The 12,463-nt window shown below is 37.8% G+C and carries 8 protein-coding genes; 7 read left to right on the top strand and 1 reads right to left on the bottom strand.

The window, feature by feature from the left end; translation table 11 throughout:
- Positions 1-49: 49 nt before the first annotated feature.
- Positions 50-364, bottom strand: a complete 315-nt coding sequence (locus F9B85_RS00875) for a hypothetical protein (RefSeq protein ID WP_151617725.1) — start codon at positions 362-364, stop codon at positions 50-52.
- Positions 365-603: 239 nt separating this feature from the next.
- On the opposite strand from F9B85_RS00875, the gene F9B85_RS00870 reads away from it, so the two are divergent.
- From F9B85_RS00870 to F9B85_RS00840, 7 genes are all read left to right on the top strand, one after another.
- The gene (locus tag F9B85_RS00870) at positions 604-1,272 is read left to right on the top strand and encodes a thermonuclease family protein (protein ID WP_243138020.1); all 669 of its coding nucleotides are present in this window, start codon (positions 604-606) and stop codon (positions 1,270-1,272) included.
- A 184-nt stretch (positions 1,273-1,456) separates the two neighbouring features.
- Positions 1,457-4,255 carry a PAS domain-containing hybrid sensor histidine kinase/response regulator gene (locus tag F9B85_RS00865; protein ID WP_151617724.1) on the top strand — a complete coding sequence of 933 codons (2,799 nt, stop codon included), beginning with the start codon at positions 1,457-1,459 and terminating at the stop codon, positions 4,253-4,255.
- 160 nt (positions 4,256-4,415) lie between these two features.
- A complete protein-coding gene (locus tag F9B85_RS00860) occupies positions 4,416-5,171 on the top strand; it encodes a hypothetical protein (protein ID WP_151617723.1) in 756 nt (251 codons plus the stop codon).
- 9 nt (positions 5,172-5,180) lie between these two features.
- The gene (locus F9B85_RS00855) at positions 5,181-8,057 is read left to right on the top strand and encodes an acetate and sugar kinases/Hsc70/actin family protein (RefSeq protein WP_151617722.1); all 2,877 of its coding nucleotides are present in this window, start codon (positions 5,181-5,183) and stop codon (positions 8,055-8,057) included.
- A gap of 15 nt (positions 8,058-8,072) precedes the next feature.
- Positions 8,073-11,165: an ATP-binding protein gene (locus tag F9B85_RS00850; RefSeq protein ID WP_151617721.1), complete on the top strand. Its 3,093-nt coding sequence runs from the start codon at positions 8,073-8,075 to the stop codon at positions 11,163-11,165.
- Positions 11,166-11,192: 27 nt separating this feature from the next.
- A complete protein-coding gene (locus tag F9B85_RS00845; RefSeq protein WP_151617720.1) occupies positions 11,193-11,900 on the top strand; it encodes a hypothetical protein in 708 nt (235 codons plus the stop codon).
- Positions 11,897-12,445, top strand: coding sequence for a hypothetical protein (locus F9B85_RS00840; protein WP_151617719.1), 549 nt, complete (start codon positions 11,897-11,899; stop codon positions 12,443-12,445). The genes F9B85_RS00845 and F9B85_RS00840 overlap by 4 nt, the downstream gene beginning before the upstream one ends.
- The last annotated feature ends 18 nt before the right edge of the window (positions 12,446-12,463 follow it).

Raw genomic sequence — 12,463 nt, 5'->3', positions numbered from 1 at the left:
CAACAAAAAAGCCAAGGACAAATCATCCTTGGCTTTTTCATTAAAAATTTTAAGATTTAAGATGTAAATTATTCTGCATAAATTCATTAAAGATATGAAAATCATCTATATATTTATCATATAAAGCTTCTTCATCAGCATTCATAGCCTCTCTAGGATTAGGCATCAAAGACCAACCTTTTTCATAGAGCCATATAAAGCAAGTAATTACATTTTCTAAAGATTTCTCTATTTCTGGTGTAAAGGCATTTTGTTGCTTACCTCGATACTTGATCAAGTTTAAGTCTACAAGCTGATAAATAAGGCGCTCCTCACCACTACTCCGAACCTCCAATTGCTCAAGAATGGATCGTAGTTCATTCATACCAAATGCCTCCTATGTTGAATAATAAAAAAATACAATTCTCATGAGAACAAATAGATTCTTTCCACAAATAACTATTCGATCTAAGACATCAAAAATCCTTTTAAGGAAACACAGAAGCTACCTTCTTTTGTGAAATAGTTATACAAAAAATGACGTGAAAAAGAAAAAAGAACATGATAGAATTGCAGAGGATCTAAGCACCACATAAGAGAATAAAATTAAAAGGATGATTATTTTTGAAAAGTAAGCAAATAAAAAACATTCTCTTTTTCCTTTTCATAGCTTTTATTTTAACAGGTTGTACCTTCTTAGATACTTCCGTTGAAGAATCTAGTAATCTAGTCATAGTAGAAAGAGTTGTTGATGGTGACACTATTATCGCCAATGGGCAAAGAGTTCGCCTGATTGGTGTCGACACACCTGAAACAGTTAAGCCAAATCATCCGGCAGAACCTTATGGTCAAGAAGCAAGTAACTTTACCAAAAAGATGCTAGAAGGGAAACGGGTCCAGCTACAAGCAGATGTAGCTGATCAAGATCAGTATGGAAGGCTATTACGTTATGTCTACTTAGAAGATGGCACTTTTTTTAACGATCTCTTAGTTCGAGAAGGATATGCCATGGTATATACAGTACCTCCTAACGTGGCTCACCAAGAGACCTTCTTAGCTTCCCAACGCTATGCTATGGAGAACAACAAAGGACTTTGGGGATTACCAGAAACTAGATCAGATCTAGATCGTCTCTATGTAGATGAAAAAGGCGAAGGGCTAATCAAAGTTAGTAGAAACGGCATCTATCACTTACCAGGAACGACTTATTATGAACGGACTAATGCCGTAGAATTATATAAAACAGAACGAGAAGCTCTTGATGCAGGTTATAGGAAAAGTTCAAGTCGCTAATGAGAAGCCTAAGAAAAAACCGAAGACCTAGCTTGAGATGATAAATAAACTACAAATCCAAGATAACATTGCCCTCAAAGCGCTCTAATCCCTAGTAGCTATCAAGCACAAAAAGAAAGCTAATCAGCTCCGAAATGTTTTGCATTGCCAATGAAGACATATATCCAAAGTGGGGGTAACGGATATGGAATTTAATAAGAAAAATGAAGACATATTAGATCTTACCCTTCTTAAAGAAACGCAAGATATTTTAGTTAGGGAACGAGAACGCCTAGCTAATATCATTGAAGGTACCAATGTGGGTACTTGGGAATGGAATGTGCAGACGGGAGAAACAGTTTTTAATGAGCGCTGGGCAGAACTTATTGGATATAGCCTAGAAGAACTGTCGCCTATTAACATCCAAACCTGGCTAGACCACACCCATCCTGAGGACTTAAAGGAATCTGAGAAGCAGTTGAAGATGGTGTTGGAGAAGCAAAAAGCCTACTATGATATAGAAGTTAGGATGAAGCACAAAAAAGGTAACTGGATCTGGGTGCAGGATCGAGGAAAAGTCTTTACTTGGACAAATGACGGCAAACCGCTACTGATGAGTGGTACTCATACCGACATCACAGAGAGAAAAGAAGCAGAAGAAAAACTAGCACAGCGAGATCAGTTACTAACGAAGCTTTCTCAGCAAGTACCTGGAGCAATTTATCAATATCAGATGTACCCCGATGGTTATTCTTGTTTTCCCTTTAGCAGTGAAGGCATTTGGGATATCTACGAAGTAACACCAGAAGAAGTTAAGAAAGATGCTGAAAAAGTCTTTACACGTATCCATCCTGAAGATTATCAACAGGTAGTAGGTTCAATTCAAGAGTCCTATGAAAAACACATTATTTGGGTAGATGAATATCGAGTGGTGCTACCAGAGAGAGGTCAGCGGTGGCTTCAAGGCATGGCCCAACCTGAAAAATTACCAGATGGTAGTGTGCTATGGCATGGATATTTAACAGATATTACGGAACGAAAAAAAGCAGAAGAAGCACTACTGGCAACAAATCAAGAATTGGAGAAAGCAATGAAGCAGGCAGAAGCGGCTAACGTCGCCAAAAGCCAGTTTCTGGCCAATATGAGTCATGAAATCCGTACCCCTATGAATGGAATCATGGGTTTTCTACACTTACTAGAGGAAACGGAAACTACTCAACAGCAGGAAAAATACATTGACTATATCAAAACTTCTACGGAAAATCTGCTGACCATCATCAACGATATATTAGATCTATCCAAAATAGAATCGAGCAAGTTAGAAATAGAAAACATCTCCTTCGATCTACGTAGTACTATCGAAACGGCAGTAATCTCCTTTGCCCAACAAGCCAATAGTAAAGGCGTAGACTTAAGCTTACTTGTACAGCCATCAGTCCCACAACAAGTTAAAGGCGACCCCACTCGACTGAGGCAGATCCTAACTAACCTAGTGAATAATGCTGTTAAGTTTACCAAGCAAGGCAGGGTTACTGTAGAAGTGAGACTACAAGCAGAAACCGATAGTACCAGTACTCTTCGATTAACTATAAAAGACACCGGCATTGGAATGGGACCAGAAATCTTAGAGAAACTTTATCAGCCTTTCTATCAGGCAGATAGTTCTAACACTCGAACTTATGGTGGAACAGGCCTAGGTTTAGTGATCACCAAGAACCTTTTGAAGCTTATGGGAGGCACTATTCAGGTAGAAAGCACTCCCAGCAAGGGAAGTACCTTTACCGTAACTCTAACCTTAGAAAAGTGTCAGGAGATAGATAGAGAAATTATCAATTACCAATGTCTGAAAGACAAACACCTACTAATAGTAGATGATAATAGCCAGAACAGAGAAATTCTACGTACATACTTATCTGAAGCAGGTGTAGCAGTAGATGAATCGTCTAGTGCACCTGAAGCCTTAGCCCTATTATTAAAAAACAATAGAGAGAAGACTGATTACGACGCCGTTATTATTGATGAACAAATGCCTCACATGAGTGGTAGCGATTTGGCGATAACATTAAAGAAAATCCCAGCTACCAAAGATATACCGCTGTGTCTCCTAACCTCAGTAGTAGGATATGGAAACGCCCAGAAAGCTCAAAAAGTTGGCTTTTCTGCTTATCTAACTAAGCCTATTCGTCAACAGGATCTTAAGGATACTATAGCTAGTTTGTTTTCGAGCCAATTAGAAAAAGAAAAGCAACCAGCATCACTGATCACTCGTCATACGATACGAGAAGCCCTGAATCGGCAGAGACTTAAAGTGTTAGTAGTAGAAGATCAAGCTATAAATCGTGAGTTGACAGTGCAGTTCTTACAGAATCGCGGCTTTAACTGTGATGTAGTCGAAAATGGTCAGGAGGCTGTGGACGCTTGCTCTAAAAATAAGTATCATATCGTGCTAATGGATTGTCAGATGCCAGTGATGAACGGCTATGATGCGACTCGAAAAATACGAGAACTAGAAGAGATAGATCAGCCCACAATAATAGCCATGACAGCTTACGCTATGAAATCTGATGAAGAAAGATGTCTTTTAGCAGGAATGGACGCTTACTTGAGTAAACCTATTGATTTTAAGCTTTTTAATACAATATTGCAGAAATACTTTACCAACTTAGAACCTCTGAAAGAACAGATCCGGGAAAAGCAAATCGACAGTAATAAAATAACTACCTATTTAGTTGAGGTAGTAGGGCTTAATTGGGAATCAGCAGAAGAACTTTTAGCGGAAGGAATCAAAAGATTAAAAGAATTAATTGCATTAATCAACAGTTCTATGGAGAAAAAGGATACAGCAGAAGTCTCCAGAGCTCTTCATACATTTAAGGGGATAACAGGTAACTTTCAACTACAAGAGCTAGCTATAAAAGCTCAGCAAGCAGAAGAAGCATTAGCTAATGGAGATGTGCTCAAGCTAAGTCTTTTAATCAATGAAATAGAGGAAATAGTAGCTTAAAAAACATAACAGACTTATCAAAAACCGCTTAGACCAAAATGTCTAAGCGGTTTTGCACTTTCCTAAAACAATTGTGAAAAAATAGACCAGTGTAGTAAAATAAAGAAAGCATTGTTTTAATTACTTATCCCTCAGGAATTACCTTAGAGGAGAGGATCTATTGATCTATACTGATAAAGCTTACATTGAGCAAATGTTAACAGCACTTGAACATCCTAAAGTAATTGCAAAACTTAAAGAGATATTAGACTTACCGGCTGATGAAAGTGCTATTAGTACTCCAAAAGAAGTTCACCAATGGCGTGAAAGATATATGACTCTGGAAAAAGCACTACAGCAAGCTAAGCAAGAGATAGCAGACCTGCAAAAGGATCTAGAGCATCAACAGGCAGAGCAGTGCAAGTTAGTCAATCAAATTGAAACTTCTCAGCACTTGACTGAACAGTACCGTAAGGAAAGATCATGTTTGTCAGAAAAACTACTATCTTTTCAAAACAAATATAAGCAGGTGGAAAGTGCTTATGCACAATATCAATCTTTGTCAGAAAAAACTGCCAGAGAGCTTACAGGTATTTTTAAAAGGGATACACCAGAGTCCTTTATTGCTTGTGGCGCTCAGTTAGACAATATAGACTCCCTATGGGAATACACAAAACAGCAAATCATTGCTGGACAAAATACAGATAGAGCAGAACTAATCTCTTTGATTACCTTCTTTCTCGAATTGCATAACAAGCTGTTCGAACAGCCACTTTTTGCTTGGCAGATAGTACAACCTGGTGAAGAGTTTGATGCGTCCAAGCATATACGTACGGCTGATAGTAAAGCGTCAGGCAGAATATCGCAAGTTTGCCTGCTAGGATATAAAAATGTCAATACTGAGAAATTGATAAAGAAATCAGTAGTTAGAATATAGGAGAAGAGAATGAATACAAAACAAATAGAAATTATTGCAATTAATGATAGCACTTTTCAAGAAATCGTCAGCAAGACAATTACGGAAATAGCCAAAGAAGAAATAGAAAAGATTGCCGAGACCTGGCGCTCGTTACAAAAACCGATCAGCAAATTGCTTGAAAATAGCTGGATAAGAATGAAGAACAAAGCAGTATTTTATAACCATGATGTACCAGGTCTTTTCCCTGATTTTAACAAATTCGAATTAGGTCATTGTAGTACAGGTTATCGGTATGATAATGATACATTCAACAATAAATTCTCCGGTTTTACAGGAAAACTTCTCTCAGAACGTGAATTACAAAGTGCTTTTTTGGGTAAGTTTGAGAACTTAAAACGAAAGTTTGGCTGGAAGTTCAAAACTGACTGTTGTTATACAGTTCTTGGTAATAGCGCCTTACATGCAAATGGTAATAATAAATATAAGTTTGGTAATTATGATTACCATACATCTTATCATATTCCTATTTTTAGGTTATCTGAAAAAATCACGCACACTTCATCTGTTTGGGAAGTTATATTACAATGGCTCAAATATGACCTGATACCAGACGGGTTAACCAAAGAAGAGGAAAGGGCTTATCTGACAATCCAGAGTTTAAACAAAACTAATAGTAACTACTTTTTAATAAATGATGGCCTGCTAAAATGTAACAACAATTTACTGATGCAAGATATGATTAATCAAACACTAAAACTTCAATCTGGCAAAAGTCTTACAGCCACAGATGTGGCTTCTACACTAAAAACAAGTATGCCCATTGACTTGCCGTCAGGTTCTTTAGCTGTTATCAAAGATAAGTTACTCAATTGTGACTATGAACGATGTGACTTAGAAAGCTATGATGAAAGAATATTGACCGATCCGAACAGAGGCCACTGGGATTTATGGCAAGTTAATGATACCATGCCTTATACTGCACGAGTAAATGAGGTGCTGATGGCACGCAACCCAGTTGCAGATATTAATTATGACGGTGTCGTAGGGATTGACTTTGGCACAAAAAGTACAGTAGTTGTTTATCAGGAAAGTAGCGATCATACAATGCCGATGCGTATCGGGACAGGTCGCTTTTCGCAAAAAGTAGAAGATCATCACTATGAAAATCCTACAGTATTAGAATTCCTCGATTTGGACGCATTTATGGCTCAATATAATCAAGCGGAAGGTAGACCTCACACTTTATGGGAAAACTTAACGACGTCCCATACAGCATTTAGTAGCCTCTTAAACAGCAGTAGCGATGAATATTACGCCTATCTATATGAGTTGAAGCAATGGGCAGGAGATAGCAAACGTTATATTCGACTGCGGGACAAACAAGGTAAAGACATGGTTCTACCTGCTTTCTTAACGATTGAAGCAGAGCAGTTTAACCCGATTGAGCTCTATGCTTATTTCATTGGCCTTTATATTAACAACATGCACAACGGAATATATTTGGATTACTTATTGTCATTTCCTGTAACCTACGAAAAGGCAGTACGGCAAAAGATTGTAGATAGCTTTTCTAGAGGACTAAAAAAATCTCTTCCTGCTTCACTGTTAGAAGATGAAAAAGTTATGGAACAATTTCGGGTTTTAGCTGGAGCTAGTGAACCAGCGGCTTATGCGATCTGTGCCTTACAAGAATATGGCTTCTCACCAGAAGGCGATGAAAAAGTTTTTTATAGTGTCTTTGACTTTGGTGGTGGTACAACGGACTTTGATTTTGGACTTTTCCGTGAAGCTGATGCATCGGAAAGACGATACGATTACGTCATGGAATGCTTTGGTGCCGGTGGTGATCAATATCTTGGCGGGGAAAACTTACTGGAATTGTTGGCTTTTGAAGTATTCAAGGCCAATCAGGATGCTATGCGTAGCCATGGGCTGACTTTTACTCTACCTCCTGAATGCAACAGATTCCCTGGTAGTGAAGTACTAATCAATGAATCTCAAGAGGCTAGACTTAATACCACACAGCTTATGGAAAAACTACGGCCTTTATGGGAAAGCCATTCAGAATATGAAAAGGCCTTTGAAAGTGGCATTATAAAAGTAAATCTATTTGATGCTAAAGGTAATGCTAAGCTTAACTTTGAACTTTCCGTAGATCCTGAAACATTACATAAAATCTTACGTGATCGTATTGAAAAAGGAGTTCGTAACTTCTTTGCTAGTTTGCGCTTGGCCTTTAAAGTTCCAGCAACCAAAGATATTACATTAATCAATATTTTCTTAGCAGGAAATTCGAGCAAGTCTGCCCTAGTTCGAGAACTTTTTGAACAATATACGCGACAAATCACCAAAGAAATATGCGGTGAAGAAGATGAGCAACAATTTTTTTCCATTTTTCCACCACTTGGTTCTGTCGAAGCACTGGAAATTCAACGTAATCTCCAAGTGGAATCTTCAACCACACCTGTTAGACCAACTGGTAAGACAGGAGTAGCTTTTGGTTTAGTTGAAAGCAGGCCAGGAGGCAGAATCAAGATTGTCCAGCAAAATGAGTCAAAAGTAGACAATGAAATAAAATTCAAGTATTACATTGGTATAGAAAAAAGAAAAAAATTCATTTGCCTATCTGATCGTGAGCTTGCCTATGGTGAATGGCAAGAATTAATTGATGCTGGAATAGAAGATTTTACGCTCTATTACACCAACTTGCCAGAGGCATACAAAAACAATCTAAAGATTGATCAAGTTAGTCGAAAAAAATGTAGAATTAACGGCTCTTATCCTGATGCGAATATTTATTACCGAGCAGTGAAACCAACAGTTATAGAATATGTAGTAGCTAGGCCTGGAGAGTTAGAGCAGGAAAAGTATCTCGAGCCTGTAATTCAATTAGATTTAGCATAGATATAGGAGCAGACTATGAGTGAAGAGAAATTTATGTTGGACTTTATTGCAGATCCCAATATGTTGTATATCAGCAATAATCAACAATTGAAAAATGACAAACCAGAAGGCTTACTAGATCGAGATATAACCCTATATCATATTGAAGAAATCACCTTTGAAGATAAAGCTCCCCGCAAAGAGGCCTTAGAAAATGTCATGAGCTCCCTCCAAATTGAAGGGATTAATTTTGTCTACATTATTCAAGGCAATGAATTTGGAGTGCACTTTTACTTTGGCATCGCTAAAGATTTACATGCCGATGCCGATTGTGTTATGGAACTTCCGGTATATGATTTAGGCCGTAATGTATTATTGCCCAGTTTGAAGGGGAATTTCCGAGGTAGTAAGATTAGTGAAGTACAACCAAAGGTCAAGTCTACAATTATGGAGACAATAAAAAACATGACCTACTGTTGTTATTTAGAAGGTGTACCAGGAACTAACGAAGATAATGAAAAGTTTCAAGGTGTCGATCGCTTAGTTGATGTCATGCTTGGAGAACAATTCAGTGTGGTCATTATTGCTAAGCCACTAGCAATTGATGATATTTCCGCTATAGAACGTAATTTATACCGATTTTATACCGCCTTGGTGCCGTTAATGAAAAAAAACATCCAAGAAGGTGTTGTCAAGGCTACTGGTACATCTTCGTCAGTAACGAAGTCGAAGACTGATAATATTGGTGAAAATATCTCTACTACCAAACAGACTGGCACTGGTACGAATACTAACTGGACAGAAGGAACTAGCTTTACCGAAACCCGTGGTGATAACAAAGGAGAAACTAAAAATATTGGCAAACCTAGCAGTTCCACAACTAATTCAGTATCTGATTCCGTAAATACAGGAACGAGTCATTCCAAAGCTAACGGCACTAGCAAATCAGAAAGTTCAGGAAAATCTTCTAGCGATAGTCATTCTCACACGCAGGGCTCATCAAGCGGGACAAGCATAGGCGATTCTAAGACCGAAGGAAGTAATACATCTGATAGTACATCGGCTACAACTACCTTAGAATTTGTCAATAAAGAAGCTCAAGATTGGATTGCTTATTTAGATGAAATAATTTTTAAACGGTTAGATTACGGTAAAGGAAAAGGGATTTTTGTCACTTCAATTGTGCTACTTTCGCAATGCCGAGGTAGTTTAATCAAGCTCGAAAATACAGTTAAATCGTTGTATTCGGGAGAAAGTGGCAATAAAGTACCTTTACGAAAAGTCCCTCTTTCTAAGCAAAATTACAGATCTAAAGCTTTCAGGAGCTTACAAATTCCAAGAACAAAATTTCAGACTCATCCTTCCCTTAACGAATTATCATCTAGAGCGGCATGCTCTCAATTTATTAAGCAAGGCTATGTACATGTAGGCAATTGGCTATCTACCAACGAATTAAGCATGATTGCTGGACTACCACAAAAAGAAATTGTCGGGTTGGGATTAAGAGAAGAAGTCGATTTTGGTTTGAATTTCAATACTAATATAGAGGACAACAACCGAATAGAGTTAGGCAATTTAGTGCAGAGTGGAACGGTACTGAATGATATACCAGTATACTTAGATAAAGAAAACATGAATAAGCACACCTTTGTGACGGGTGTAACAGGAAGTGGCAAAACAACTACCTGCCAAAAGATGCTTATCTATAGCGGATTGCCTTTTCTAGTAATAGAGCCAGCCAAAACAGAATACCGGATTTTGAACCGTACCTATGACGATCTGCTAGTCTTTACTTTAGGTGTAGATACAGTTGCTCCTTTTCGATTAAATCCTTTTGAATTTTTTCCTCATGAAAGTATCACTTCTAGAGTGGATATGATTAAGGCTAGTATTGAAGCGGCCTTCGATATGGAGGCCGCCATACCGCAAATTATCGAATCAGCAATATATGAATGTTATCAAGACTGTGGCTGGAACATATCGCAAAACCGCAATACAAAATATCAAAATCCCTTTGCAGACGGTGTGTACGCATTCCCCACATTAACTGACTTAATGAACAAGACAGAGAAAGTCGTGGAGAAGCAAGGATTTGATGAGCGCTTAAAGCGCGACTATATCGGCTCTATCCGTGCAAGACTTCAAGGTTTGACGATTGGTGCAAAAGGCTTGATGCTAGATACAAAGCGGTCCATTGACTTTGCCGATCTCCTAGAACGTAAAGTGGTGCTAGAACTAGAAGAGATCCGCAGTGGCTCAGAAAAAGCTTTAATTCTAGGATTTATTCTTACTAACTTGATAGAAGCCATGAAGGTCAAGTCTAAAATCAACAGTGACTTCAAACATATTACTTTGTTTGAAGAAGCTCATCGGCTCTTGAGTAAGTATGAGCCAGGAGACAGTCTGAACAAAAAGCAAAGCGTAGAAACCTTTACTGACATGCTAGCTGAAGTGCGCAAATATGGCGAATCGCTAATTATTGTAGATCAGATTCCTGGTAAATTAACACCAGAAGTACTAAAAAATACGAACACAAAAGTAGTACATAAAATATTTGCCCAAGATGATAAGGAAGCTATTGGCAACACCATGGTCTTAACAGATGAACAAAAAAAGTTCCTCTCCAATCTTGATGTAGGTCGAGCGATTGTGTTCACACAAGGTTGGCCAAAAGCTTTGCAGGTGCAAGTAAATAAAACGACGAATACTACAGGAGAGGAATATGTAAAAGACGAGGAATTGAGAAAGAATGTCATGGAATATTACCGAAAAATGTACAAGCGTGGCATCTTTCTTGGTTTAGAATGTCTACAACATGAACCTGACTTGGAACAATTTCTTAAGTATATAGAATATAGTACGGACAGCTCACTAGTGGACAACTTCCGCAATTATTATAAAGAACCAGAGGCTCAGCAAGCTTTTACAGCAAGATTGAAGCAGATAACAGGGGAAGAAGAAAAAGAATTTGTTCTGCAATTGTTGCTACATGGTGGCTCATATCCTATAGGCTCATGGGAAAAAAGTAAAACAATACTTAATGAATTTATTAACGATGTTCTCAATAGGTCTGACAAGATGGAAGAGAAAAAGTTATATTACTACAATCATCTAAAAATAAAACTATGAGCATCAATCTAAGAGGAGGCGTTTATAATGGGATGGTTTTCATCAGCTTGTAGTGCCATTGGTAGCGCAATCAGTACAGCAGTTAATTTTGTGGGCAATAATCTAGGGAAAATAGGCGGTGTCATTGGCAACAGTGTGGCAGTAATTTTATCACCTTTTAAGACTCTAGAGATAGCAATAAGAGCGATTGAAGCTATTGCAATTCTCGTGACTACTATTGCGGAAATCTTAGGCATAGGTCAAAAAGACGAAAAAATGGATGAACTAGGTGCAAAAGCTATTCAGGAAGATACGTTACCACGAGAAGAATTTGAGACTCATCAGGAATATATTAAATATTTACGGGAAGAAATTGAACTTGATCGAGAAAAGTTCAATGAAATGTCTCCAGAAGAACGCCTGGCCTGTACAGCAATTGGCACTACCATTTTAGCTAAAAGTATTGAGGAAAAAACAGGTGTGGAGATTCCAGCAGAATTTTTGTTAACGGCAGAAAAAATTAATTTATCAGCAGAGGAAATCAAAGTATGTATAGATAAATTCAAAGAAAATGGCTTATTCACCATGGGAGAAATGTCAGATTACTTGCAAGGTAAAGATCTGAAAGGCAAAGAGCCTGCAATAAGTTCGGTCATCATAGATGCAATGCAAGCCCTAAATCCACAAATGACTCATAAGGATGTTCAGAATAAAATGATCAATATGATACAAAGTGCTCACGAGGAAAAATTATGAAAGAATCTTTGAGGTCTTTGTTTTACATAGCAAATCGGCAAGTAGATGCCTATCTCTACGAGAATCATTCATTGAGAAAAATTTCTACCTATGAAAATTTTACCCCTCAAAGCATTGATAAACTATGGGACTGGTGGATAGGTTCTATGTCTTATATTTATGAACTGCAATGTATGGATATTTGTGTAGCTGGAGACTGTGAAAAATTCACTTTTGCAGAGGGAAAAATAGATTTTGGTATGCAGACCAATTGGACACTACAAAACATACAAAACAGTATCTCGAATTGTTACCCCCACATTCAGCATCGGCTAATATATGGGGAAGAAAACAATGAAGATGAAGAGGCCCTAGATAAGCATAATCCTTACTCCTTCTTTTCAATCAAATCAATCCGTATCTTTATGCCTTACGATTATTTCTCTCAAGTTTCTATTAGCAAGACTGAGAAGCTCAAGGAAGCCTTACCTTATCACTCTGCCATAGAAGATAACAGTAACTTAGAGGAAGGAATCTTATATCGCTACTTTAATAAAAAGGCTTAATTCCAAAGCCGCTTAGAC

The sequence above is a fragment of the Heliorestis acidaminivorans genome, assembly GCF_008933955.1.
Lineage (GTDB): Bacteria > Bacillota > Desulfitobacteriia > Heliobacteriales > Heliobacteriaceae > Heliorestis > Heliorestis acidaminivorans.
Note: the sequence above shows the minus strand (reverse complement) of the source record. Positions and strands in the feature narration are given on the sequence as shown.

Coding starts and splice junctions, on each gene's coding strand:
- F9B85_RS00875 (WP_151617725.1), bottom strand. CDS start 364: ATGAATGAACTACGATCCATTCTTGAGCAATTGGAGGTTCGGAGTAGT.
- F9B85_RS00840 (WP_151617719.1), top strand. CDS start 11,897: ATGAAAGAATCTTTGAGGTCTTTGTTTTACATAGCAAATCGGCAAGTA.
- F9B85_RS00855 (WP_151617722.1), top strand. CDS start 5,181: ATGAATACAAAACAAATAGAAATTATTGCAATTAATGATAGCACTTTT.
- F9B85_RS00850 (WP_151617721.1), top strand. CDS start 8,073: ATGAGTGAAGAGAAATTTATGTTGGACTTTATTGCAGATCCCAATATG.
- F9B85_RS00865 (WP_151617724.1), top strand. CDS start 1,457: ATGGAATTTAATAAGAAAAATGAAGACATATTAGATCTTACCCTTCTT.
- F9B85_RS00845 (WP_151617720.1), top strand. CDS start 11,193: ATGGGATGGTTTTCATCAGCTTGTAGTGCCATTGGTAGCGCAATCAGT.